Raw genomic sequence first — 23,472 nt, 5'->3', positions numbered from 1 at the left:
GGACTGTCCTGCATCGGCGCACACTCCACCGCAATAATGCGAGAATCTGAAGCGCGGGGCCAGGTTTCCCGTTGCAGAGTTGCCCAAAGATTGTGAAATGCCCGCGACAAGGGCTGAGGAATTTGATGCGTTCGAACGCTACTGCTACCGGCTACGGTGCCACGGCCATCGGCCTGCACTGGATCATTGCCTTGCTGATCTTCGCCGCCTTCGGGCTCGGCTGGTACATGACCGGCATCCCCGGGCTGACGCCGACCAAGCTCAAGCTGTTCTCGTGGCACAAATGGCTCGGCGTTACCGTGTTCATCATCGCCGTGCTGCGCGTACTCTGGCGCGCCACGCATGCCGCGCCCCCGGTTGCCCCGGGCACGCCGGCATGGCAGGCCAAGGCCGCCGCGGGCGCCCATCACCTGCTTTACATGCTGATCATCGTGGTGCCGGTCACCGGTTACCTGTACAGCATGGCAGCGGGCGTGCCCGTGGTCTACCTGGGCCTGTGGAAGATGCCGGTGCTGATCGAGGCCAATGAAGAACTCAAGGCCGTCTTCAAGGTCGCGCATGTCGCGCTGAACTACCTGATGGCGGGCGTCGTGGCGGTGCACGCGGCCGCTGCCATCAAGCACCAGGTCGTCGATCGCGACGGCACGCTTGGCCGCATGCTGCCGTTCCTGCGCTAGGCCTCGCGACCGGAGCAGGTCGCTTCGGTCGTTGCTGTTCGGGAAATCCCTTTTCGGTTCTGATGCGCGGCGCAGGGCGCCGCCCACTGACAGGAGTCATTGATGAAACGCATTCCCCGCCCCGGTTCGCTGCTGCTGGCCGCCGTGCTGACCACCACCGGAGTCGCCGCCAACCTTGCCTGGGCGCAGATCGACACCGCCAGGAGCGCGGTGACCGCGGTGGCGCGCCAGATCGGCGTGCCCATGGAAGGCAAGTTCAAGAAGTTTGACGCCAACGTCGACTTCGATCCCGCCAGGCTCGCGACGTCGTCGGCCAAGGTCGAGATCGACGTGTCGAGCTTCGAGATCGCCGACGCCGAGACCACCAAGGAAGTGAAGGGCAAGGACTGGTTCGACGCGGCGAAGTACCCGAAGGCCGTGTTCCAGTCCACCAGCATCAAGAACGGCACGCCGGGCAAGTACGAGGTGGCCGGCAAGCTGACCATCAAGGGCAAGACCCAGGACATCGTCATCCCGGCTACGTATCGCCAGGACGGCGCTGCCCAGGTGTTCGAAGGCGTGCTGCCGATCAAGCGCACGGCCTTCAATATCGGCGACGGCGAATGGAAGGATACTTCCGTGGTCGCCGACGACGTGCAGATCAAGTTCCGTATCGTGACGGCAGCAAAGAAGTGAAGCCCGGCTGCGCCGGTCTTCTCGAACTGAACAGCTGTTGCCATTCCCGTTGATGTTCCTCTCCAACCTTTTGTCGGGAGATCCCATGAAACTGCGTACTCTTATGACCGCCATGGCGGCCGTTGCTGCAACTGCCGCCTTCGGCGTGGCTTCGGCCAACACCGTGACCTATAACCTTGATCCGACCCACACCTACCCGAGCTTCGAAGCCGACCACCTCGGCGGACTGTCGACCTGGCGCGGCAAGTTCGAGAAATCCAGCGGCGTGGTCACGCTGGACCGCGCCGCCAAGAGCGGCACGGTGGACGTGAAGATCGATCCGGCCTCGATCGACTTTGGTAATTCCAAGCTGAACCAGCACGCCAAGAGCCCGGACATGTTCGATGTCGAGGCCTTCCCGGAAGCCAGCTACAAGGGCAAGTTCAGCAAGTTCAAGGGCGACGTCCCGACCGAAGTGGAGGGCGTGCTGACCCTGCGCGGCGTGTCCAAGCCGGTCAAGCTGGAAATCCGCGACTTCAAGTGCATCCAGCACCCGATGCTCAAGCGCGAGGCTTGCGGCGCCGACGCGATTGGCCAGTTCAACCGTGCCGACTTCGGCCTCGACTATGGCGTGAAGATGGGCTTCAACCCGCAGGTCAAGCTGGCGATCCAGGTCGAAGGCGTCCGCGCGGAGTAATCCTGGGCGCTGCAGCCCAATTTGAAAAGGCCGGCCTTGCCGGCCTTTTTTGTTTTCCGCATGCTTGCCCACACATGTACCAGGGAGTACGGGGGACGTTTCATCCACTTGGTTGTATGGGCCGCTCTTGCCACAGTACAATGACCCGCAGCAAATTGTCTTGAATCAGATTCTTCCCGATACAGGCGGGCAACCGGAGCACCCCCGGTGACCAAGCCTCCAACAGGCATTCGCGCACCCGACATGAGCATTCGCTGTACATTCCGAAAACGGTAGGCGTCTCCGCGACCCTGTTGCCCCTCCTGTGCTGTACCTGGCCGCCCGGTCCGTCCGGCTGCATGGCCTCCAGCCTTTCTCGGATTTCCCTGGCGTAATACCGTGTATTCCAAAACGCAAATCGATCCGGTAGTCAGCTTTCGCAACTCGCAGGGCGAGCAGGTGCGGGGCACGATCATCAATCTCCAGAGAAAGTCTCTGGTGATGGAAATCTACAATCCGTATTCGATCGTGCAGGTCAGCGAGGTGCTGAGCGAACTCAGCATCCGCATGGGGCCAAAGAACGCCTATCTCGGCAAGGCCGTGGTGATGAGCCTGGTGAATACCGGCCTGACTGCGGTCGTGTCACTCACGCTGATCGACGAGTGGCTGGAGCTGAGCAACCTCGACAACGAGCCGAATTCGGTTGCGCGCGAGTCGCAGCGCTTCGTGCAGGACTGGAACGAGCGTTTCAATATCCGGCGCGACTACCAGATCGTGGTCAATGAAATGCGCGCATTCCTGTCGGAGGTGTCGCGCTGGGTCGAGCAGGTCGACATGTCTAGCGCGTTGCCCAAGGAGGGCGATACGCTGCGCATGGACGTCTTCGAGGAGCTGGCCACGCCGATCGCCCTGAAGATACGCCAGTATTCCGCCGTGCTCGATGGCGAAGCCGCGAATGTGCCGGAAGAGCAGACCGTGATGCACCGCACCTTCACGCAGGCGGCGCTGCATCCGTTGCTGCTGCGCTCGCCATTCGTGTTTCGCACCTACACCAAGCCGCTCGGCTACGCGGGCGACTATGAGATGGTGAACCAGATTCTCTCGGATCCGCGCGAGGGCCCGAACACCTATTTCCAGATCGTCAACGCGACCTTCCTGCAGTCCTCCGTGGCCGCTGCCCACCGCAACCGCATCGACCTGCTGGTCGATTTCCTGGTGCGCGTGGCCGAGCAGGCCAAGGCCGCTGGCAGGCCGTTTCGCCTGCTCAATGTCGGTTGCGGGCCCGCGGTGGAGATCCGCCGTTTCATTGCCGAGTACCCGGAACCGCAGTGGCTGTCGTTCCAGCTGCTCGACTTCAGCGAGGAAACGCTGGATTACACCCGCGCGCGCATCGAGGAAAGTTGCCGGCAGGCCGGTGTGAAGGTCGATGTCGAATACGTCCATCACTCGGTGCATGAGCTGCTCAAGCGGCGCATCGAGATAGATCCGTCGCTGCGCGAGTTCGACGGGGTCTATTGCGCCGGCCTGTTCGACTACCTCTCGGATCGCGTTTGCGCGCGCCTGCTCAATTATTTCTCGTCGCGCACGCACCCCGAGGGACGCATCCTGGCCACCAACGTTCACGTCAACAATCCGGAACGGTACAGCATGGAACATATGCTGGAGTGGTACCTGATCTATCGCGATGAGCCGGGCATGCAAGCGCTGCTGCCCTCCAACACGCGCGACGGCCGCACGTACGTCGATGTCACCGGCGTCAATGTGTTCGTCGAAGCCGTCGTGACCGATCCGGCCAAGGCCTGACTACCATGTTGAAACGGACTGCAGGGCAGTATTCCCGGTACGAGGCCGAGCTGGGCGACTTCCGCCTGATTTCGAGCCGGGCCGGCGCGCTGACGGCCATCGTGCTGGTGATGGCTGGCGTCGGTCTCGACTACGGTATCTATCCCGGCCACCAATTGCAGTTCTTCGTGGCACGCCTGGTGGTCTCGGTATTGATCGGGCTGATTTTCCTGCTGCTGGTAAAGGGGGCCGGACGGCGCTTTGTCCAGCCGCTCACGCTGGCCTGGCTGCTGCTGCCGCAGGTGATGATCGCCTGGATGATTGCCACGACCGACGGCGCCTCCTCTATCTACTATGCGGGACTGAACCTTGTCATCTTCGCGGTCGGCATAGCGATGCCCATGGGCCTGTGGCAGACCGTCGGCTTCGGCGCGGTGACCTATCTGCTGTACTTCGTGGCCTGCCTGGTCCATCCCGAAGGCCTGGCACAGAATGGGCACTTCCTCGTCAATTCGCTGTTCATCGTGTTTTCGATCGTGGCCAGCGCCGTCTACACGTTCATGAACGAGCGCGGTCACTTCCACCTGATCCGGCTCAAGCAGGAGCTGGCGGGCAAGAACGAGGAACTGGCCGACATCAACCGCCGGCTCGCGGACATCAAGGGCCAGATGCTGCAGCAGGAAAAGATGGCGGCCATCGGTACGCTCGCGGCAGGCCTGCTGCATGAGGTGAACAATCCGGTCAACTTCTGCCTGATGGCCATCGAGGTGGCCATGGAAGAGCCGCAGACCAAGGAAAATCCGTCGCTGGAGGAATGCCTGGTCGATGCCAAGCAGGGCATGCAGCGCATCCAGCATATCGTGTCGGACCTGAAGACCTTCGCCTACCGCAAGCCCGGTGCCGAGGTAGAAGGCACGCCGTTCCTGTTCGAGAAGGCGCTCGATTCCTCCGTCCGCCTCACGGCCCACGAGCTGCGCGGCGTCAAGATGACGCGCGAACTGCCCGATGACACGCTGGTGCTCGGCGACGAAGCGGCCGTCATCGGCGTGCTGATCAACCTGTTCTCCAACGCCGCGCTGGCGATGCGCAAGGCAGGCACGGTGGCGCCGGCCATCCATACCACGATCCGTTGGGTGGAAAGCCGCCTGCATGTGCGAGTCCAGGACAACGGCCCGGGCATTGCGCCGGAGAACCTGGCGCGCGTGTTCGAGCCGTTCTTTACCACGCGCGACGTAGGGCAGGGGCTGGGGCTGGGCCTGTCGATCAGCTATGCGGTGATCGAGCGGCACGGCGGCCAGCTGTTTGCCGAGAGCGAATTCGGCAAGTGGGCCGCCTTCAGTTTCGACCTGCCGCGCGCGGAGTGATCTGGCCATGAGCGAAGTCCAGCAGGCACGGCCGACCGTGCTTTACGTCGACGATGAAGACATGGCGCTCAAGTACTTTGCGCGCGCCGTGGGCAACGAGTATGAAGTCCTGACCGCCGCCGGCGCCGACGAGGCGATCGACATTCTGCGTGGCGCCGGCGCGCGCACGGCAATCCTGGTCACCGATTTCCGCATGCCGGGACGCGATGGCGGCGACCTGTTGCGCCAGGTGGCCGAGGAATTCCCGCAGATCGTCCGCATTCTCGTCACGGCGTATGCCGACAAGGACGTGCTGCTGCAGACCGTCAACAGCGGCGAAGTGTTTCGCATCCTGGAAAAGCCGCTGAGCGTAGGCGATGTGCGCAATGTCCTGCGCCTGGCCGTGGAGCGCTCGCGCGAGCGGGCCCTGCGGCAGCAGCGGTTGATGGCGATCGACGAAACGCTGGCCTTCCTGGCCCACGAGCTGAATACGCCGCTCGCGGCCATTGCCAATTTCGCGCGCGGCATCGAGGGGCGCGTGACGGCCGAATACACAGCACAGCGCCAGGGCGAGATCGGCCAGGCCGCCAGCGCCATGCGCGACAACGCCCAGTATTGCCTGGCGGTGCTGTCGTCGTTCCTGCAATCCGTGCGCAGCAGTGCGGGCAGTACGCCGGGGCGGCAGGAGCCGGGCACCGAAGTGAGCGCGGGCGCGCTGGTCGCGTCGCTGCTCGATAGCTATCCGTTCAATGCCGACCAGCGCAACTGGGTCCAGGTGGAGATGCACGGCGATTTTCCCGTGCAGACGCTGCCCAACTGCGTGGCGCTGGTGCTGTCCTCGGTCATGAGCAATGCGCTGCGCGCGCTCGGCGACGTCGGCGCGCCCCTGCTGCGCTTTGTCGTGGTGTCGAAGCCGCGTCAGGAGATCCGCATCTGCGACAACGGCCCGGGGATTCCGCCCGAGGTGATGGAGCGCCTGCTCGTGGACCCCGTCACCACCCACGCGGGGGCCGGCGGCAGCGGCCTCGGCATGATTTTCTGCAACCGCGTCATGCAGTCGTTTGGCGGCGGCATCCGGATCGCCTCAGCGTCCGGAGCCGGCACGACCGTGACGCTGGACTTCCCAAATTTCAAGAATCGAATGAACAGGAGTGACCGATGAACGAACCGAATGCCACCCAGGCACCACCCCCGGCGATTCTGTTCGTCGACGACGAAGCCACGGCCGTCAAATATTTCCAGCGCGCGATCGGCGCGCTGGCCCCTGTGGTGACCGCCGGCTCGGTGGAAGAGGGCAAGGCACTGCTCGAAGCGCACGCCGACAGCCTCGCGGTACTGGTGTCCGACCAGCGCATGCCGGGCGAGTATGGCAACGAGCTGCTGCGCCATGCGCGCGAGCGCTATCCGCATATCGTGCGGATCCTGACCACCGCGTATTCGGAACTGGACCAGACCGTCGAGGCCGTCAACCAGGGGCAGATCCACCGCTATATCAAGAAGCCGTGGGACATCACCGCGCTGCGCATGGAACTGAAGCAGGCACTGGAGATGGCCGGCCTGCGCAAGGAGCGCGACCAGCTCGTGCGCGAAAAGTTGGGCGTGCTGCAGACCCAGACCGTGGCCACGCGCATCGGCATGATCCACGCGCTGTGCGCGAGCCTGATCGGCCCGGGCCGCTTCCAACCCGTCGAGACCTACCTGGCCGGCACGGAGCTGGGCGGCGCGCGCAATGCCGAACCCGACTGGCAGCGCATGGACTATGCCGACCTGGTAGGCGCCGAGAGCGAGCGCAGCGGTACCTTCGGCCATGCCGTGGGCACGCAGCTGGCGGCCTTGCGCACGCAGCATGCCGGGCGCGGCGCCGCCGATGCGCTGCAGGTGGTGGCCGAGGCGCTGGGCGACAGCACCGTGCGCCGCGAAGGCGAGACCGTGGTATGGACCGCACCGTCCGCGCTCAGCGAATTCCTTGCCAAGCCGGTGGGCGAGGCGGTTTCCGCGCAGCATGCGGCGTGGCTGGCCAGCCTGCTGTGGCTCGAAGAAGCCGGCGGCGCGCTGCAGTTCTCGCGCGAAGGCGAGACCATTGCCTGCCGTGCCGGCACACGCACGGCCAGCTTTTCGACGGACCGGCTGGCGATCTGGATCGAGCGGTTTTCGGAACGGGGGTGAGCGGCCGCACCGGCTCAGCAACCTTGATCCGAGCAACAAAAAAGCGCACCGAAAGGTGCGCTTTTTTTGTCCGGCATCAGTCTCAGGCCTGCGCGCCGTAGTTCGGATCATCGCGATCCGTGCCCCCGGCCTTCTTGTCGCCCTTGACCAGGTCTTCGCGCTTGACGCCAAACCACATGGCCAGCGCCGCGGCAACGAACACCGACGAGTAGATACCGAACAGGATACCGACCGTCAGCGCCAGGGCGAAGTAGTGCAGGGTGGGGCCGCCGAAGAAGAACATCGACAGCACCATCATTTCGGTCGAGCCGTGGGTGATGATGGTCCGCGACATCGTGCTGGTGATCGCGTGGTCGATGACCTCGTGCGTGGTCATCTTGCGGTACTTGCGGAAGGCCTCGCGGATCCGGTCGAAGATCACGACCGACTCGTTCACCGAGTAGCCGAGCACCGCCAGGATAGCCGCCAGCACCGACAGCGAGAATTCCCACTGGAAGAACGCGAAGAAGCCCAGGATGATCACCACGTCGTGCAGGTTGGCGATGATGCCCGCCACCGCGAACTTCCACTCGAAGCGGAAAGACAGGTAGATCACGATGCCGATCACCACGCACAGCAAGGCCAGCAGGCCGTCGGTGGCCAGTTCCTTGCCGACCTGCGGGCCGACGAACTCCACGCGTTGCAGCTTGACGTCAGGCGTGGCCGCCTGCAGTGCGCCCATGACCTGCTCGCTCTGCTGGGCCGAGGTGACGGGCTTGCCGTCCGGGCCCTTCTGCAGCGGCAGGCGGATCATGACGTCGCGCGAGGTGCCGAAGTTCTGCACCTGCACGTCGGTATAGCCGAGCTTGCCCACCTGGCCGCGGATCTTTTCGAGATCGGCCGCCTGCTGGTAGTTGACCTCCATCACCGTGCCGCCGGTGAACTCGATCGACAGGTGCAGGCCCTTGTGCCACAGGAAGAATACGGCGGCGGCAAACGTCAGGAAGGACACCACGTTGAAGATCAACGCGTGCTTCATGAACGGAATGTCGCGCCGGATGCGGAAGAATTCCATGATGTTGTCCTGATGTATCCGTGCTTACTTGGCGACCGGGGTGTCCGCACCCGGCTTCCAGATCTGGCCGATGGCCACGCTCTGCAGCTTCTTCTTGCGGCCGTACCAGAGGTTGACCAGGCCGCGGTTGAAGAACACCGCCGAGAACATCGAGGTCAGGATGCCCAGGCAGTGCACCACGGCAAAGCCGCGCACCGGACCGGAGCCGAAGGCCAGCAGCGCCAGGCCCGCGATCAGCGTGGTCACGTTGGAGTCCAGGATGGTGGCCCAGGCGCGCTCGAAGCCGACGGCGATCGCCATCTGCGGCGAAGCGCCCCCGCGAAGTTCCTCGCGGATACGCTCGTTGATCAGTACGTTGGCGTCGATGGCCATGCCCAGCACCAGCGCGATAGCGGCAATGCCCGGCAGCGTCAGCGTGGCCTGCAGCATCGACAGCACCGCAATCAGCAGCAGCAGGTTGATGCCGAGCGCCGCCACCGAGAACACGCCGAACAGCATGTAGTACAGCACCATGAACACGGCGATGGCGCCGAACCCATAGGCCACCGAGTCAAAGCCCTTCTGGATGTTGTCAGCGCCCAGCGACGGGCCGATGGTGCGTTCCTCGATGATTTCCATCGGCGCGGCCAGCGAGCCGGCGCGCAGCAGCAGGGCCAGGTCGTTGGCGGCTTCGGTCGAGTAGGAGCCGGTGATCTGGAAGCTCGAACCGAGTTCGGACTGGATCGTTGCCACGGTCAGGACCTCGCCCTTGCCCTTTTCGAACAGCACGATGCCCATCGGCTTGCCGATGTTTTCGCGCGAGACGTCGCGCAGCACGCGGCCGCCCTGGGCGTCGAGCTTGATGTTGACCGACGGGCGCTGGTTCTGGTCGAAGCCGGCCGATGCGCTTTCGATGCGGTCGCCGGTGAAGATCACCTGCTTGCGCAGGATCACCGGGGCGCCGTTGCCTTGCGTGAACAGTTCGTCGCCAAACGGCACGGGGTCGCCCGGGCGCGGGTTGCGCGGCGCGTCGGGATCGGCCAGGCGGGCTTCCAGCGTGGCGGTACGGCCGATGATGTCCTTGGCCTTGGCGGTGTCCTGCACGCCGGGCAGCTGCACCACGATACGATCCGCGCCTTGCTGCTGGATCACGGGCTCGGCCACGCCAAGCTCGTTCACGCGGTTGTGCAGGGTCGTGATGTTCTGCTTGACGGCGGCGTCCTGCACGGCCTTGCGGGCGGCATCCGTAAAGGTGCCGACCACGTTGTTGCCGTCCATGGCGAAGGCGAGTTCGCGCAGGTTGTCGGCCAGGATGGCGAGCGCCTTGTTGGCGTCGTCGGCATTGCTGAAGCGCACGGTCAGCTTGTCGCCGTCGCGGTCGATGCCGCCGTGGCGAACGTTCTTGTCGCGCAGCAGGGTACGGGCATCGCCCGAAAGGCTGTCGAGCTTCTTGTCGACGGCACCCTTCATGTCGACCTGCAGCAGGAAGTGCACGCCGCCGCGCAGGTCCAGGCCCAGGTACATCGGCAGCGCGTGCATGGCGGTCAGCCAGCGCGGCGAGCCCGAGAGCAGGTTCAGCGCCACCACGTAGGTCGGGTCGGCCGCGTCGGGGTTGAGCGTGCGCGTCAGGACGTCCTTGGCCTTGAGTTGGTCGTCGGTGGTGCGAAAGCGCGCCTTGACCGAGCCGGACTGGCCCGAAACATCGAAGAACACGCCGTCAGGCTTGAGCTGGTTCTGGGCCAGGATCTCTTCCACATGCTTCTGCATGGAGAGGTCCACCTTGACCGTAGCCTTGCCCGAGGAGACCTGCACGGCGGGCGCCTCGCCGAAGAAATTCGGCAGCGTGTAGGTGATGCCGATGGCCAGGGCCACCAGGATCACGACATATTTCCAAAGCGGATAACGATTCATCTCTGGCCAGTCATTCTGCGGTTGGCGGATTCGCCGGGGGCCCAAGGGGCACGCCGGCGGAGCCGGACCGGTTGGCAAACAGCCGCCTGGCCGCCACGGGAAGGCCTTTTACAGGCCCACGGGCTGATCAGGCGGCTGCCAGGGCATGCGCATGCGGCATGCCGGAAAAGACAAAGGGCAGTGTCGCGAACGGGAGTCAGAGCGACTTCAGCGAGCCCTTCGGCAGCACCGTGGTCACGGCGTTCTTCTGCACGGTGATTTCGGTGCCTGCGGCGATTTCCAGGCTGACGTACTGGTCGGTCACCTTGGTTACCTTGCCCAGGATGCCACCGGCCGTGACGACTTCGTCGTTCTTGGCGAGGGCTTCCAGCATGGCCTTGCTTTCCTTCTGGCGCTTCATCTGCGGGCGGATCATGATGAACCACAGCACGCCGAACATCAGGATGATGGGCAGGAAGCTCATCAGGCCACCCGCTGCGCCGCCGGCACCGGCGGTCTGGGCGAATGCATTAGAAATCAGCACGTTGATTCTCCGTCACAAAAGTCATTCAAGTAATCGACCATTCTATCACCCGACTCGGTCACGCCCCGGCATTCTAGGCCGGAATTCGGGTTTGTTCGGGGTGCGTTCTGGACGACTTGCCGCTAAGGGCGGCAAGGCCGTCACAACCCCGGTATTCGACCATGCCGGGCCGGAAAGTTCTCGGCTCAGCGCGCGCCGCGCGCGCGGTCGCTGGCGAACTGCCGACGGAAGTCGCTGAAGCGGTGTTGTTCGATCGACTCGCGCACTTCGCGCATCAGCTGCAGGTAGTAGTGCAGGTTGTGGATGGTGTTCAGGCGCGCACCCAGGATCTCGCCGACGCGATGCAGGTGGTGCAGGTAAGCGCGCGAGAAGTTGCGGCAGGTGTAGCAGGCGCAGCTTTCGTCGAGCGGGCGCGGGTCGTTGCGATGCGCGGCGTTCTTGATCTTGACGTCGCCGAAACGCGTGAATAGCCAGCCGTTGCGCGCATTGCGGGTCGGCATCACGCAGTCGAACATGTCGACACCGGCGGCCACGCCTGCCACCAGGTCTTCGGGCGTGCCCACGCCCATCAGGTAATGCGGCTTGTTGGCCGGAAGGCGCGGCGCGACGTGCTCGAGCACGCGCATCATGTCCTCCTTGGGCTCGCCCACCGACAGGCCGCCGATGGCGAAACCGTGGAAGTCCAGCTCCGACAGGCCGGCCAGCGATTCATCGCGCAGGTCCTCGAACATGCCGCCCTGGACGATGCCGAACAGCGCATTCGGGTTGGCCAGGCGTTCGAATTCATCGCGCGAGCGCTTGGCCCAGCGCAGGCTCATGCGCATCGACGTGGCCGCCTCTTCGTGCGTGGCGGGACGGCCTTCGATCTCGTACGGCGTGCATTCGTCGAACTGCATGACGATGTCCGAGTTCAGCGTGCGCTGGATCTGCATCGAGATTTCGGGCGACAGGAACAGCTTGTCGCCATTGACCGGCGACGCGAACGTGACGCCATCTTCGGTGATCTTGCGCAGATCACCGAGCGAGAACACCTGGAAGCCGCCCGAGTCGGTCAGGATCGGCTTGTCCCAGCCGATGAAGCGGTGCAGGCCTTCATGCGCGTTCACCACGTCCAGCCCCGGGCGCAGCCACAGGTGGAAGGTGTTGCCCAGGATGATCTCGGCGCCGATCTCGTTCAGTTCCAGCGGCGACATGGCCTTGACCGAGCCATAGGTCCCGACCGGCATGAAGATGGGCGTCTCGACCACGCCGTGGTTCAGGGTGACGCGGCCGCGGCGCGCGTTGCCGTCGGTGGTGAGGAGTTCGAAGTTAAGCATGGCGGGATTCGGAATTCGGTTCTGGCTTCAGGGCTGGCGCGGATCTGCGAGTTTCACTGGCGGGTCAGGAACATCGCGTCGCCGTAGCTGAAGAAACGGTAGCGCGCCTCGACCGCGTGGCGGTAGGCGGCGCGGATGGCTTCCACGCCGGCCAGCGCCGACACCAGCATCAGCAGCGTCGACTTGGGCAGGTGGAAGTTGGTGATCAGGGCATCGACCAGGCGGAACTGGTAGCCCGGCGTGATGAAGATGTCGGTGTCGCCGCTGCCGGCGTCCAGCGTGCCGTCGGGCTTCGCGGCCGATTCGAGCGCGCGCAGCGAGGTCGTGCCCACCGCAATGACGCGCCCGCCACGCGCACGCGTTTCGCGCACGGCGTCCGCCAGTTCCGGCGAGATGGCGTACCACTCCGAGTGCATCTTGTGTTCGGCGATATTCTCGGTGCGCACCGGCTGGAAGGTGCCGGCGCCGACGTGCAGTGTCAGAAACGCCCGGCGCACGCCGGCGGCGTCGAGCCTGGCAAACAGCGCATCGTCGAAATGCAGCCCGGCGGTCGGCGCGGCCACCGCGCCAGGGTTGCGCGCGTAGACGGTCTGGTAGCGCGTTTCGTCGTAGGCGTCCGGGTCGTGCGTGATGTATGGCGGCAGCGGCAGGCGTCCATACTGCTCGATCAGGTCCAGCGCTGGTGCGGGGAAGCGCAGCGTGAAGAACTGGTCGACGCGCGGGCCGACCGTGACGGCGAAGGCGTCGTCGGCCAGGTGCAGTTGGCTGCCCTCGGGCGGTGTCTTGGACGCGCGCACCTGGGCCAGGACGGTGTGCGAATCCAGCACGCGCTCCACCAGCACCTCGACCTTGCCACCGCTGCGCTTGTGCCCAAAGAAGCGCGCCTTGATCACGCGCGTGTCATTGAACACCAGCAGGTCGTCGGGCCGCAGGTATTCGGTGATCTCGCTGAACGCGCGGTCGACTAGCCGGACAGCGTCGGGCTGCTCGCCCGGCGCCAGGCGCTTGACGACCAGCAGCCGGCTGGCGCTGCGGTCGGGCAGGGCGCTTTGTGCAATCAGTTCGGGCGGCAGCGGGAAATCGAAATCGGACAGCGTCAGCATGAGGAAACGGCAAGACCCGGCCAGGCGCTGTACGCAGGGTACGGAGCGGCAACCGGGATAGGTACAATCGGCGAATCCGATATTGTAAGGCTTGGGCGCCAGGCGCCGCCCGGCCCTGTGTGATACCCCTTATTTCTCCGCCTGCCCGACTGCCGATGCCCGGAACCGCCACCGAACCGACCCAGGACAAAGCCGCAGCCCCTGACTCAGCGCCGTCTGCAAGGGGCAAGGCCGCGGGCAAGGACAGCAAGCCGTCGTCCGCGGTCGCGCGGCTGGCCAAGATGGGCCTGCGGCGCAGCGTCGACCTGGTGTTGCACCTGCCGATGCGCTACGAGGACGAGACCACGCTGATGCCGATCGCCGAGGCGATCCGCCGCGCGGGTCTCGGTCAGGCCGCGCAGGTCGAGGGCGAGGTCATTTCCAACGAGGTCACCTTTCGTCCGCGCCGCCAGCTCGTCGTGAAAATCGCCGATGACAGCGGCGAGCTGACGCTGCGGTTCCTGAATTTCTACGGCAGCCAGACCAAGCAGATGGAGGAAGGCGTGCGCCTGCGCGTGCGCGGCGAAGTCCGGGGCGGCTTCTTCGGTGCCGAGATGGTGCATCCGACGGTGCGCCCGGTCGCGCCCGACGAGGCCTTGCCTGACCGGCTCACGCCGGTCTATCCGGCCACGGCCGGCATTTCGCAGGCCTATCTGCGCAAAGCGATTTCCGGCGCGCTGACGCGCACGCCCATGCCGGAAACACTGCCCGCGGCCGTGCTGAAGGGGCCGCTCGCCAAGCTGAAGCTGCGCCCGCTCGCCGAATGCCTGCGCCTGCTGCACACGCCGCCACCGCAGGAAAGCGAGGCGGCGCTGGCCGACCGTTCGCATCCGGCCTGGCTGCGCATCAAGTTCGACGAACTGCTGGCCCAGCAGATCTCGCTGCGGCGCGCCCATGAGGCCCGGCGCGAAAAGAATGCGCCGTCCATGCCCCGGCGGGAGGGCGGCCTGCTGACGCAGTTCCTGGCCGCACTGCCGTTCCGCCTGACCGGCGCGCAGCAGCGCGTGGTCGAGGAAATCGCGGCCGACATGACCGCGCAGCACCCGATGCACCGCCTGCTGCAGGGCGACGTGGGCAGCGGCAAGACCATCGTGGCGGCGCTGGCGGCGTGCCAGGCGATCGACGCCGGCTACCAGGCCGCGATCATGGCGCCGACCGAAATCCTGGCCGAGCAGCACTACCGCAAGCTGTCGGCGTGGCTGGAACCGCTGGGCGTGCCGGTGGTGTGGCTGGCCGGCAGCCTCAAGGCGCGCGACAAGCGCGCGGCCGTGGCGCGCGTGGAATCGGGCGAGGCCCGGCTGGCGATCGGCACGCATGCGCTGATCCAGGACACCGTGCGCTTCGCCAAGCTCGGCCTGTCGGTGGTGGACGAGCAGCACCGCTTCGGCGTGGCGCAGCGGCTGGCGCTGCGCGGCAAGGCCGCTGCGACCGAGCCGGCGCCCGACGCGGCGCCCGCTGCGGCCCCGGCCGGGCCGGAAACCGTGCCGCACCAGCTCATGATATCGGCCACGCCGATCCCGCGCACGCTGGCCATGACGTACTACGCGGACCTCGATGTGTCGGTGATCGACGAACTGCCGCCGGGCCGCACGCCGATCGTCACGCGGCTGGTCAACGACGAGCGCCGCGACGAGGTCATCGAGCGCATCCACCATGCCGCCGCCGAGGGCCGGCAGGTCTACTGGGTCTGCCCGCTGATCGAGGAAAGCGAGGCGCTGCAGCTGCAGACCGCCGTCGAGACCTACGAAACGCTGGTTGCCGCCTTGCCGGACCTGCGCGTCGGGCTGGTCCACGGCCGCCTGCCGCCGGCCGAGAAGGCATCCGTGATGGACGATTTCAGCGCCAACCGCCTGCAGGTGCTGGTCGCTACCACCGTGATCGAAGTCGGCGTGGACGTGCCCAACGCCTCGCTGATGGTGATCGAGCATGCCGAGCGCTTCGGGCTGGCGCAACTGCACCAGTTGCGCGGCCGCGTGGGGCGCGGCACCGCCGAGTCGGTCTGCCTGCTGATGTACCAGGCGCCGCTGTCGCCCACCGCGCGCGAGCGGCTGGCCACCATGCGCGAGACCACCGATGGCTTCGAGATCGCCCGGCGCGACCTGGATATCCGCGGACCGGGCGAATTCCTGGGCGCGCGCCAGTCGGGCGAAGCCATGCTGCGCTTTGCCGACCTGAATACCGATGCCTGGCTGGTCGAGTACGCGCAGGAAGCCGCCCAGCTCATGCTGACGCAGTTTCCGGAGGCCGTGGAGGCCCATCTATCACGCTGGCTCGGCGGCCGCGAGCATTACCTGAAGGCCTGAAAACCGGGCAAACTTCGCGTTTTGGTGTCCCATGCGCCGCATTCGCGCAGTGTTCTGACAGATTGCGGAATCGAAGGTAAAATCTATCGCCTATCGAAAATTGATAAGTCATGACGCTCACCGAACTGAAGTACATCGTCGCCGTGGCGCGGGAGCGCCATTTCGGCCGTGCTGCCGAGGCCTGCTTCGTGTCGCAGCCGACCCTGTCGGTGGCGATCAAGAAGCTGGAAGACGAACTCAACGTGCAGATCTTCGAGCGCGGCACGTCCGAAGTCTCCGTGACCTCCGTGGGCGAGCAGATCGTGGCCCAGGCCCAGCGCGTGCTCGAACAGACCATGGCCATCCGCGAGATCGCCAAGCAGGGCAAGGACCCGCTGGCCGGTCCGCTGCGCGTGGGCGTGATCTACACCATCGGGCCCTACCTGCTGCCGTCGCTGGTCAAGCAGATGATCGGAGCCGTGCCGCAAATGCCGCTGATGCTGCAGGAGAACTACACGGTCAAGCTGATCGAGCTGCTCAAGCAGGGCGAGATCGACTGCGCCATCATGGCGGAGCCGTTTGCCGACTCCGGCCTCACGGTGCGCCCGCTCTATGACGAACCGTTCGTCGTCGCGGTGCCGCGCGGGCACCAGCTTGCCGAGGTCAGCCACGTCGATCCGGACGAGCTGAAGCAGCAGACCATGCTGCTGCTCGGCAGCGGCCACTGCTTCCGCGACCACGTGCTGGGCGTTTGCCCGGAGCTGTCGCGCTTCTCGCAGGCTTCCGACGGCATCCAGAAGACCTTCGAAGGCTCGTCGCTCGAAACCATCCGCCATATGGTTGCCAGCGGCGTCGGCATTACCGTGCTGCCGCGCACCTCGGTGCCGGACATGAAGGCCAAGGGCGATATGCTGGCCTACGTGCCGTTCGCCGAGCCGGTGCCGGACCGCCGCGTGGTGCTGGCCTGGCGCAAGAGCTTCACCCGGCTGCCCGCCATGGAAGCGCTGGCGAGCGCGGTGGCGGCGTGCGAGTTGCCGGGCGTGCGCAGGCTCAACGCCAAGGAATTGGCCGAGGCCGCCTGAGTCTTTTCTGTACGTCGTGAATCAATGGCCGCCATGAGCGGCCGTTTTTGTTTTTCGACTGCGGCGGGCTGGCCCCGGGTTTGTCCGGGCTTGCAGGGTAGTGCAATAATGTCGGGGCTATGCCGCTCGGCCGGGTCCGGCCCGGTCGTTTGGCAATCCTCGTGCTTTTCCAGAATGGAGCGTACTTACCATGGCAAAGAAGAATGAGATGAGCGTGAATATCGGTATCTCGGACAAGGACCGCAAAAAGATCGCGGAAAGCCTGTCCAAGCTGCTGGCCGACACCTACACCCTCTACCTCAAGACCCACAACTTCCATTGGAACGTGACGGGCCCCATGTTCAACACGCTGCATCTGATGTTCGAGACGCAGTACACCGAACTGGCCCTGGCCGTGGACTTGATCGCCGAGCGCATCCGCGCGCTGGGCTACCCGGCTCCGGGCACCTACAAGGAATATGCGCGCCTGTCGTCGATCCAGGAAGAAGACGGCGTGCCGGAAGCCACCGAGATGATCCGCAAGCTGGTCGAAGGCCAGGAGTCCGTGATCCGCACCGCGCGCTCGATCTTCCCGCTGGTCGACGCGGCCAGCGATGAACCGTCGGCCGACCTGCTGACGCAGCGCATGCAGACGCACGAGAAGACGGCGTGGATGCTGCGCTCGATGCTGGCCTGATCGTCGCCTGACTGCCATGCCGGCACGACGCGCCGCAACCGTCTCGGGGGCGGCGCGTTTTTGTTCTGAGCGTCACTGCGCTCCCTGTCTTTCTGATTCCTTCCGCCCCCGCTGCTGCCGTGCTGATTTCCTGTCCCCGAGCTCCCATGTCTGAACGTCTTGCCCTCTATGCGCGCCTGGTGCGCATCGACAAGCCCATCGGCACGCTGCTGTTGCTGTGGCCCACGCTGTGGGCACTGTGGATGGCTGCCGGCGGGCCGCCGGCGCTGGGCGTGTTCTGCATCTTTTTTGCCGGCACGTTCCTGATGCGTTCGGCGGGCTGCGCCATTAACGACTACGCCGACCGCGACTTCGACAAGCACGTCAAGCGCACCAGGGAACGGCCGCTGACGGCGGGCAAGATTGCCGCGTGGGAAGCGCTGGCGGTGGCGGCGGTGCTGGCGCTGGCCGCATTCGCACTGATCCTGCCGCTGAACGGCCTCACCAAATGGCTGGCAGTGGTGGCCGCCGTAGTGGCCGGGACCTATCCGTTCTTCAAGCGCTTCTTTGCGATTCCGCAGGCTTACCTGGGTATCGCTTTTGGATTTGGCATTCCGATGGCGTTTGCCGCCGTGCAGGATCAGGTGCCGCTGGTGGCGTGGGTAATGCTGCTGGCCAATGTGTTCTGGGCGGTCGCCTATGACACGGCGTATGCGATGGTGGATCGCGACGATGACCTGCTGATCGGCATCAAGACATCAGCCATAACGTTCGGCCGTTTCGATGTGGCCGCGATCATGGTTTGCTACGCGGTCTTTTTGGGGCTGATGGCCTGGGCAGGTGTGATGCTGTCGCTGGGATGGCCGTACTGGGCAGGGCTTGTCGCAGCGGCGATTTGCGCTGGCTATCACTACACCCTGATTCGCGACCGAGACCGTATGCGCTGTTTTGCAGCGTTCCGCCATAACAACTGGCTGGGTGCCTGTGTGTTTGCAGGAACGGCGCTGGCCTACGCGATGCGCTAGGTTTTCTCCCCTCTCCCATAAATGGGATAGGGGAGATGACCTGCGGCATGCGGAAGCCGGTGATATCAGGTAGAGCGCTCGCTCAATCCTTCCCGAACTCTTCCCCCATCTCTTTCCCACGCGCCGCCGCCGCGTGCATGGCCCGCACGAACGCATCGGCAATGCCCGCGCTCTGCATAGCCGTCACGGCGGCATACGTCGTACCGCCCTTGGACGTCACGCGTTCGCGCAGCGTGGACACCGCTTCCGGCGATTCGCCAGCCAGCGTGGCAGCGCCCAGGAAAGTCTGCACGGCAAGTTCACGACCTTGCTGGGCACTCAGTCCCAGTTCGGTAGCCGCGCGTTCCATCGCTTCGATAAAGAAGAACACATAGGCCGGCCCGCTGCCGGAAATAGCCGTGACGGCATCGATCTGGTCATCGCCATCGACCCACGCGCACTTGCCCACGGCTTCGGCCACCGCTGTGGCGATCGCGCGGTCGTGCGCCGACAAGCCCGCAGGGGAAGCCAGGCCCGTCATGCCCATGCCCGATAGCGCGGGCGTGTTCGGCATGGCACGCACCAGCCGCGAGCGGCCGCCCAGCCAGCGCTGCATGTCCTGCAGGCGGATGCCGGCGGCGACGCTGATCACCAGGTTGCCGGCACCGGTCGCGGGCAGGTGCGGCAGCAGGCTGGCCGCGGCTTCGCGGAACTGCTGCGGCTTGACGGCCAGCACCAGTACGTCAGACGCGCCGAAGGCCGCATCCGGCGCCCCGTACGCATGCACGCCCAGGTCGCGCGCCAGGCGCTGCCGGGCATCGGGAAACGGATCGACCACGCGGATCGATCCGGCGGGCACGCCGCGCGCGATCAGGCCGCCGATCAGGGCGGTGGCCATGTTGCCGCCACCAAGGAAGCCGAAGGTCAGGGTTTCGAGCATGTCAGTCTCTGGCTGGAAGGGAATCAGGGAATGCGGTGGCGGCGCTTACGCACGCGCGCCGAAGATGGCGGTGCCGATGCGCACGATGGTGGCGCCTTCGGCGATGGCGGCATCCATGTCGCCCGACATGCCCATCGACAGGGTATCGAGCGGCAGGCCTGCCGCTTGCAGCGACTGCAACAGGGTCCGCATCGCGGCAAACGGCAGGCGCTGCGCGGCCGGATCGCTCGCCGGCTCGGGAATCGCCATCAGCCCGCGCAAGCGAAGCCCCGGCAGCGCGGCCACCGCGCGCGCCAGTTCCGGCACGTCTTCAGGGGCGACGCCGCTCTTGCTGGCTTCATGGCTGATATTCACCTGGATGCAGACCTGCAGCGGCGCCATGCCGGCCGGGCGCTGCTCCGACAACCGCTGCGCGATTTTGAGCCGGTCGATCGCATGCACCCAGTCGAAATGCTCGGCCACCAGCCGCGTCTTGTTGCTTTGCAGCGGCCCGATGAAATGCCACGCGACCTGGCTGCGCAGGTCGGCCAGCGCCACGATCTTTTCCACGCCTTCCTGCACGTAGTTTTCGCCAAAATCGCGCTGTCCGGCGTCGAATGCCTCGCGCACGATGCCGGGCGCGACGGTCTTGGAAACCGCCAGCAAGGCCACGTCTTCAGGGACTCTTCCGGCTTGTTGTGCCGCCGCCGCGACGCCACGGTGCACAGCTTGCAAGTTGGCGGCAATTACAGACATAATCCGGCGGACATACAGAAGAAGTAAAAAGAAGTACGAAAAGTACAAACAATTAATCGGGTGGGGTCATTATAGATGGACATCGCGCAGCTATTGGCTTTCGCAGTCAAGAACAAGGCGTCCGATCTACACCTCTCGGCGGACATGCCGCCGATGGTGCGTATTCACGGCGACATGCGGCGCATCAACGTCGCCCCCATGGCGCACAAGGATGTCCACGCCATGGTGTACGACATCATGAGCGACTCCCAGCGCAAGAGCTACGAAGAACGCCTGGAGATCGATTTCTCGTTTGAAATTGCCGGCCTGTCGCGTTTCCGGGTCAATGCCTACAACACGCAGCGCGGCGCTGCCGCGGTGTTCCGTACGATTCCCTCCAAGGTTCTCACGCTCGAAGAGCTGCGCGCGCCGGCCGTGTTCGCCGACCTGTGCATGAAGCCGCGTGGCCTGGTGCTGGTGACCGGGCCGACCGGCTCGGGCAAGTCGACCACGCTGGCGGCGATGGTGGACCACCGCAACGACAACGACATGGGCCACATCCTCACGGTGGAGGACCCGATCGAATTCGTTCACCAGTCCAAGAAGAGCCTGATCAACCAGCGCGAACTTGGCCCGCATACGCACTCGTTCGCCAACGCGTTGCGCTCGGCACTGCGCGAAGATCCGGACGTGGTGCTGGTCGGCGAATTGCGCGACCTCGAAACCATCCGCCTGGCGCTGACCGCGGCCGAAACCGGCCACCTGGTTTTCGGCACGCTGCACACCAGCTCCGCGGCCAAGACCATCGACCGCGTGGTCGACGTGTTCCCGCCTGAAGAAAAGGACATGGTGCGCACCATGCTGTCCGAATCGCTGGAGGCCGTGATCTCGCAGACGCTGCTGAAGACGCGTGACGGCAACGGCCGCACCGCCGCGCACGAGATCATGATCGCCACGCCGGCGATCCGCCACCTGATCCGCGAGAACAAGATCGCGCAGATGTACTCGATGATGCAGACCAGCAGCGGGCTGGGCATGCAGACTCTGGACCAGTGCCTGTCGGACCTGATCAAGCGCAGCATGATCAGCTACAGCGACGCACGGGCCATTGCCAAGAACCCCGACGCCTTCATGGGCTGAGGCCCGCGCCTCGCCCGCCGGCCGCGCCTTTGGGGCGGCCGCTTCTTCGCAGGACCATGCCATGCTCGACCGCGAATCCGCCGCCAAGTACATCAACGACCTGCTCGAGCTGATGGTGAGCAACCGCGGGTCGGACCTGTTCATCACCTCCGACTTTCCGCCGGCCATCAAGGTGGACGGCAAGGTCACGCCGGTCTCGCAGCAGCCGCTCAACCCGACGCAGGCGCTGGGCCTGGTGCGCTCGATCATGAACGAGCGCCAGGTCAAGGAGTTCGACGACACCCGCGAATGCAACTTCGCCATCTCGGCGCCCAAGGCCGGGCGCTTCCGCGTCTCGGCCTTCATCCAGCAGGGCAAGGCCGGCATGGTGGTGCGGACCATCAACACGCGCATTCCGTCGGTGGCGGACCTGGACCTGCCGCCAACGCTGCATGAGATCGTCATGTCCAAGCGCGGCCTGGTGATCGTGACCGGCGCCACGGGCTCGGGCAAGTCGACCACGCTGGCGGCGATGCTCGACCACCGCAATGCGCATTCCTACGGCCACATCATCACGATCGAGGACCCGATCGAATACGTGCACGCGCACCAGAACTGCGTCGTCACGCAGCGCGAGGTCGGCATCGATACCGAGTCCTGGCACATCGCGCTGAAGAACACGCTGCGCCAGGCGCCCGACGTGATCCTGATCGGCGAAATCCGGGACCGCGAGACCATGGAATACGCGATGCAGTACGCGGAAACCGGGCACCTGTGCCTGGCCACGCTGCACGCCAACAACGCCAACCAGGCCATCGACCGCATCGTCAACTTCTTCCCCGAGGAAAAGCGCCAGCAGTTGCTGATCGACCTGTCGCTGAACCTGAAGGGCATGATCTCGCAGCGCCTGCTGCCGCGTGCCGGGCGCAAGGGACGCGTGCCGGCCGTCGAGATCATGATCGGCACGCCGCTGGTGGCCGACCTGATCTTCAAGGGCGAGATCCACGAACTCAAGGAAGTGATCAAGAAATCGCGCGAGCAGGGCATGATCTCCTTCGACCAGGCATTGTTCGACCTGCACGAAAGCGGCAAGATCACGTACGAGGACGCGCTGCGCAATGCCGATTCGCTCAACGACCTGCGGCTGATGATCAAACTGCACAGTGCCACCAGGAAGGACGCCGACCTGGGCGCGGGCACCGAGCACCTGAACGTGATCTGATGCGCAGCCTGCAAAAGCCAGATCCGGAAGCCAAGTCGCCATGAGCAATGTCTACCAGTTCGAAGCCAATTCCCTCGCCGGGCAGCCGGTGCCGCTGTCGCAGTTCCGCGGCAAGGTGCTGCTGATCGTCAACACCGCCAGCGAGTGCGGCTTTACCCCGCAATACGCCGGCCTGCAGGCGCTGCACGATGCGTATGCCGCGCGCGGGCTCGAAGTGCTGGGCTTTCCGTGCAACCAGTTCGGCAAGCAGGAGCCCGGCGATGCGCAGCAGATCGGCCAGTTCTGCGAATCGCGCTTCAGCGTGACGTTCCCGATGTTCGCCAAGATCGACGTGAAGGGGCCCGACGCGCATCCGCTGTACCAGTGGCTGACCAGCGAGAAGCGCGGGGTGCTGGGCACGCAAGCCATCAAGTGGAATTTCACCAAGTTCCTGCTGCGCCGCGACGGCACGGTCTACAAGCGCTACGGGTCGATGACCAAGCCGGAGGAGATCCGCGCGGACATCGAGAGGCTGATCGCCGATCCTGCCGCCTGAGGCTTAGGCGCCGCTGGCCCGTACCGCGCGCAGGAAGCCATTGAGCGAGCGGTCCGGCGTTTCGTGGAAACGGTCGTCGAGCATGCTGATCGCGCGGCAGCGGTCCAGGCGGAAGCTGCGGTAGTCGGTGCGCGTCGTGCACCATGCCGCCAGCAGCCACGCATTGCCCCAGAAAAACAATCCCAGCGGCTGCACCACGCGTTCGGTGACGCGCTGCTCCGCATCGCAATAGTCGAGCAGCAGCAGCTTCTGCGCGCCCAGCGCACCATGCACGACATCGAACGCCTCGCGCACCTGCGCGCGGTTGACGTACTCGGGGGCGAACACGCGGCTTTGCTGCGCGGCCAGCCGGCGTGGCGGCGGCAGCGCGGCCATCAGTTTTTCCAGCGCGGGATCGGCCGCGGCCGCCAGCGCGCCGCCACCCCAGGCCTTCAGCAGGCGCAGGCCGGCTACCAGCGCTTCGACTTCGAGAGCGGTGAACATCAGCGGCGGTACATCGAAATCGGCGCGCAGCCGGTAGCCGATGCCGGCCTCGCCTTCGACCGGCACGCCTGACAGCGACAGCGCCTGGATGTCACGGTAGACCGTGCGCTCGGACACCCCGAGCCGCTGCGCGAGCAGCGCAGCCGTGGTCAGGCGGCGTCCGCGCAGGACCTGGACGATCTGGAACAGGCGATCGGCGCGGCGGCTCATCGG

At 65.2% G+C, this 23,472-nt stretch carries 22 protein-coding genes; 14 read left to right on the top strand and 8 right to left on the bottom strand.

The window, feature by feature from the left end:
* The first annotated feature begins 125 nt into the window (after positions 1 to 125).
* The 7 genes from ACIGJC_RS12780 to ACIGJC_RS12750 all read left to right on the top strand — a co-directional run bounded on the left by ACIGJC_RS12780 (position 126) and on the right by ACIGJC_RS12750 (position 7,298).
* The gene (locus ACIGJC_RS12780) at positions 126 to 677 is read left to right on the top strand and encodes a cytochrome b (RefSeq protein ID WP_483709227.1); all 552 of its coding nucleotides are present in this window, start codon (positions 126 to 128) and stop codon (positions 675 to 677) included.
* 102 nt (positions 678 to 779) lie between these two features.
* Positions 780 to 1,352, top strand: a complete 573-nt coding sequence (locus tag ACIGJC_RS12775) for a YceI family protein (RefSeq protein ID WP_483709226.1) — start codon at positions 780 to 782, stop codon at positions 1,350 to 1,352.
* 85 nt (positions 1,353 to 1,437) lie between these two features.
* On the top strand, positions 1,438 to 2,028 hold the full coding sequence (locus ACIGJC_RS12770; protein ID WP_483709225.1) for a YceI family protein: 591 nt from the start codon (positions 1,438 to 1,440) through the stop codon (positions 2,026 to 2,028).
* 378 nt (positions 2,029 to 2,406) lie between these two features.
* Positions 2,407 to 3,810: a class I SAM-dependent methyltransferase gene (locus ACIGJC_RS12765; protein ID WP_483709223.1), complete on the top strand. Its 1,404-nt coding sequence runs from the start codon at positions 2,407 to 2,409 to the stop codon at positions 3,808 to 3,810.
* A gap of 5 nt (positions 3,811 to 3,815) precedes the next feature.
* Positions 3,816 to 5,153 carry a sensor histidine kinase gene (locus ACIGJC_RS12760; RefSeq protein WP_483709221.1) on the top strand — a complete coding sequence of 446 codons (1,338 nt, stop codon included), beginning with the start codon at positions 3,816 to 3,818 and terminating at the stop codon, positions 5,151 to 5,153.
* Between the two features lie 7 nt (positions 5,154 to 5,160).
* Positions 5,161 to 6,294: a hybrid sensor histidine kinase/response regulator gene (locus ACIGJC_RS12755; RefSeq protein ID WP_483709220.1), complete on the top strand. Its 1,134-nt coding sequence runs from the start codon at positions 5,161 to 5,163 to the stop codon at positions 6,292 to 6,294.
* Positions 6,291 to 7,298, top strand: coding sequence for a response regulator (locus ACIGJC_RS12750; RefSeq protein ID WP_483709218.1), 1,008 nt, complete (start codon positions 6,291 to 6,293; stop codon positions 7,296 to 7,298). Before ACIGJC_RS12755 ends, ACIGJC_RS12750 begins: the two co-directional genes overlap by 4 nt.
* Before the next feature lie 82 nt (positions 7,299 to 7,380).
* Here ACIGJC_RS12750 and secF read toward each other — a convergent pair whose 3' ends face one another.
* From secF to queA, 5 genes are all read right to left on the bottom strand, one after another.
* The gene (gene secF, locus ACIGJC_RS12745) at positions 7,381 to 8,352 is read right to left on the bottom strand and encodes a protein translocase subunit SecF (RefSeq protein WP_483709217.1); all 972 of its coding nucleotides are present in this window, start codon (positions 8,350 to 8,352) and stop codon (positions 7,381 to 7,383) included.
* A gap of 24 nt (positions 8,353 to 8,376) precedes the next feature.
* On the bottom strand, positions 8,377 to 10,242 hold the full coding sequence (gene secD, locus ACIGJC_RS12740; RefSeq protein WP_483709216.1) for a protein translocase subunit SecD: 1,866 nt from the start codon (positions 10,240 to 10,242) through the stop codon (positions 8,377 to 8,379).
* A gap of 196 nt (positions 10,243 to 10,438) precedes the next feature.
* Positions 10,439 to 10,765, bottom strand: coding sequence for a preprotein translocase subunit YajC (gene yajC / locus ACIGJC_RS12735; protein ID WP_483709215.1), 327 nt, complete (start codon positions 10,763 to 10,765; stop codon positions 10,439 to 10,441).
* 185 nt (positions 10,766 to 10,950) lie between these two features.
* Positions 10,951 to 12,081: a tRNA guanosine(34) transglycosylase Tgt gene (tgt, locus tag ACIGJC_RS12730; RefSeq protein ID WP_483709214.1), complete on the bottom strand. Its 1,131-nt coding sequence runs from the start codon at positions 12,079 to 12,081 to the stop codon at positions 10,951 to 10,953.
* Between the two features lie 53 nt (positions 12,082 to 12,134).
* Positions 12,135 to 13,184 carry a tRNA preQ1(34) S-adenosylmethionine ribosyltransferase-isomerase QueA gene (gene queA / locus ACIGJC_RS12725; protein ID WP_483709213.1) on the bottom strand — a complete coding sequence of 350 codons (1,050 nt, stop codon included), beginning with the start codon at positions 13,182 to 13,184 and terminating at the stop codon, positions 12,135 to 12,137.
* A 155-nt stretch (positions 13,185 to 13,339) separates the two neighbouring features.
* Here queA and recG point away from each other — a divergent pair, with 155 nt between their 5' ends.
* The 4 genes from recG (at position 13,340) to ubiA (ending at position 18,267) form a co-directional block, all read left to right on the top strand.
* Positions 13,340 to 15,526: an ATP-dependent DNA helicase RecG gene (gene recG / locus ACIGJC_RS12720; RefSeq protein ID WP_483709212.1), complete on the top strand. Its 2,187-nt coding sequence runs from the start codon at positions 13,340 to 13,342 to the stop codon at positions 15,524 to 15,526.
* Between the two features lie 110 nt (positions 15,527 to 15,636).
* Positions 15,637 to 16,587 (top strand): LysR substrate-binding domain-containing protein, encoded by a 951-nt coding sequence (locus ACIGJC_RS12715; protein ID WP_483709211.1) that lies wholly within the window; start codon positions 15,637 to 15,639, stop codon positions 16,585 to 16,587.
* A gap of 190 nt (positions 16,588 to 16,777) precedes the next feature.
* The gene (locus ACIGJC_RS12710; RefSeq protein WP_483709209.1) at positions 16,778 to 17,263 is read left to right on the top strand and encodes a Dps family protein; all 486 of its coding nucleotides are present in this window, start codon (positions 16,778 to 16,780) and stop codon (positions 17,261 to 17,263) included.
* A gap of 146 nt (positions 17,264 to 17,409) precedes the next feature.
* Complete coding sequence (gene ubiA / locus ACIGJC_RS12705) at positions 17,410 to 18,267, top strand: 4-hydroxybenzoate octaprenyltransferase (protein ID WP_483709208.1); 858 nt, start codon at positions 17,410 to 17,412, stop codon at positions 18,265 to 18,267.
* A gap of 82 nt (positions 18,268 to 18,349) precedes the next feature.
* Here ubiA and proC read toward each other — a convergent pair whose 3' ends face one another.
* Both proC and ACIGJC_RS12695 read right to left on the bottom strand, forming a co-directional pair.
* Complete coding sequence (gene proC, locus ACIGJC_RS12700) at positions 18,350 to 19,186, bottom strand: pyrroline-5-carboxylate reductase (RefSeq protein ID WP_483709206.1); 837 nt, start codon at positions 19,184 to 19,186, stop codon at positions 18,350 to 18,352.
* A gap of 45 nt (positions 19,187 to 19,231) precedes the next feature.
* Complete coding sequence (locus ACIGJC_RS12695; RefSeq protein WP_483709205.1) at positions 19,232 to 19,921, bottom strand: YggS family pyridoxal phosphate-dependent enzyme; 690 nt, start codon at positions 19,919 to 19,921, stop codon at positions 19,232 to 19,234.
* 75 nt (positions 19,922 to 19,996) lie between these two features.
* Here ACIGJC_RS12695 and ACIGJC_RS12690 point away from each other — a divergent pair, with 75 nt between their 5' ends.
* The 3 genes from ACIGJC_RS12690 (at position 19,997) to ACIGJC_RS12680 (ending at position 22,776) form a co-directional block, all read left to right on the top strand.
* Positions 19,997 to 21,040 (top strand): type IV pilus twitching motility protein PilT, encoded by a 1,044-nt coding sequence (locus tag ACIGJC_RS12690; protein ID WP_483709204.1) that lies wholly within the window; start codon positions 19,997 to 19,999, stop codon positions 21,038 to 21,040.
* Positions 21,041 to 21,101: 61 nt separating this feature from the next.
* Complete coding sequence (locus ACIGJC_RS12685; RefSeq protein ID WP_483709203.1) at positions 21,102 to 22,241, top strand: PilT/PilU family type 4a pilus ATPase; 1,140 nt, start codon at positions 21,102 to 21,104, stop codon at positions 22,239 to 22,241.
* A gap of 40 nt (positions 22,242 to 22,281) precedes the next feature.
* Positions 22,282 to 22,776, top strand: a complete 495-nt coding sequence (locus tag ACIGJC_RS12680) for a glutathione peroxidase (protein ID WP_483709202.1) — start codon at positions 22,282 to 22,284, stop codon at positions 22,774 to 22,776.
* Positions 22,777 to 22,779: 3 nt separating this feature from the next.
* Here ACIGJC_RS12680 and ACIGJC_RS12675 read toward each other — a convergent pair whose 3' ends face one another.
* Positions 22,780 to 23,469, bottom strand: coding sequence for a helix-turn-helix transcriptional regulator (locus tag ACIGJC_RS12675; protein ID WP_483709201.1), 690 nt, complete (start codon positions 23,467 to 23,469; stop codon positions 22,780 to 22,782).
* Positions 23,470 to 23,472: the final 3 nt, after the last annotated feature.

The sequence above is a fragment of the Cupriavidus sp. C3SS-1 genome, assembly GCF_057073755.1.
Note: the sequence above shows the minus strand (reverse complement) of the source record. Positions and strands in the feature narration are given on the sequence as shown.

Bases quoted from the DNA above. Each gene is read 5' to 3' on its own strand.
- proC (WP_483709206.1), bottom strand. From the start codon at position 19,186: ATGCTCGAAACCCTGACCTTCGGCTTCCTTGGTGGCGGCAACATGGCC.
- recG (WP_483709212.1), top strand. From the start codon at position 13,340: ATGCCCGGAACCGCCACCGAACCGACCCAGGACAAAGCCGCAGCCCCT.
- ACIGJC_RS12780 (WP_483709227.1), top strand. From the start codon at position 126: ATGCGTTCGAACGCTACTGCTACCGGCTACGGTGCCACGGCCATCGGC.
- ACIGJC_RS12675 (WP_483709201.1), bottom strand. From the start codon at position 23,469: ATGAGCCGCCGCGCCGATCGCCTGTTCCAGATCGTCCAGGTCCTGCGC.
- ubiA (WP_483709208.1), top strand. From the start codon at position 17,410: ATGTCTGAACGTCTTGCCCTCTATGCGCGCCTGGTGCGCATCGACAAG.
- queA (WP_483709213.1), bottom strand. From the start codon at position 13,184: ATGCTGACGCTGTCCGATTTCGATTTCCCGCTGCCGCCCGAACTGATT.
- ACIGJC_RS12760 (WP_483709221.1), top strand. From the start codon at position 3,816: ATGTTGAAACGGACTGCAGGGCAGTATTCCCGGTACGAGGCCGAGCTG.
- ACIGJC_RS12710 (WP_483709209.1), top strand. From the start codon at position 16,778: ATGGCAAAGAAGAATGAGATGAGCGTGAATATCGGTATCTCGGACAAG.
- ACIGJC_RS12750 (WP_483709218.1), top strand. From the start codon at position 6,291: ATGAACGAACCGAATGCCACCCAGGCACCACCCCCGGCGATTCTGTTC.
- ACIGJC_RS12690 (WP_483709204.1), top strand. From the start codon at position 19,997: ATGGACATCGCGCAGCTATTGGCTTTCGCAGTCAAGAACAAGGCGTCC.
- secF (WP_483709217.1), bottom strand. From the start codon at position 8,352: ATGGAATTCTTCCGCATCCGGCGCGACATTCCGTTCATGAAGCACGCG.
- ACIGJC_RS12695 (WP_483709205.1), bottom strand. From the start codon at position 19,921: ATGTCTGTAATTGCCGCCAACTTGCAAGCTGTGCACCGTGGCGTCGCG.
- ACIGJC_RS12755 (WP_483709220.1), top strand. From the start codon at position 5,161: ATGAGCGAAGTCCAGCAGGCACGGCCGACCGTGCTTTACGTCGACGAT.
- secD (WP_483709216.1), bottom strand. From the start codon at position 10,242: ATGAATCGTTATCCGCTTTGGAAATATGTCGTGATCCTGGTGGCCCTG.
- tgt (WP_483709214.1), bottom strand. From the start codon at position 12,081: ATGCTTAACTTCGAACTCCTCACCACCGACGGCAACGCGCGCCGCGGC.
- ACIGJC_RS12770 (WP_483709225.1), top strand. From the start codon at position 1,438: ATGAAACTGCGTACTCTTATGACCGCCATGGCGGCCGTTGCTGCAACT.
- ACIGJC_RS12680 (WP_483709202.1), top strand. From the start codon at position 22,282: ATGAGCAATGTCTACCAGTTCGAAGCCAATTCCCTCGCCGGGCAGCCG.
- ACIGJC_RS12715 (WP_483709211.1), top strand. From the start codon at position 15,637: ATGACGCTCACCGAACTGAAGTACATCGTCGCCGTGGCGCGGGAGCGC.
- ACIGJC_RS12685 (WP_483709203.1), top strand. From the start codon at position 21,102: ATGCTCGACCGCGAATCCGCCGCCAAGTACATCAACGACCTGCTCGAG.
- ACIGJC_RS12775 (WP_483709226.1), top strand. From the start codon at position 780: ATGAAACGCATTCCCCGCCCCGGTTCGCTGCTGCTGGCCGCCGTGCTG.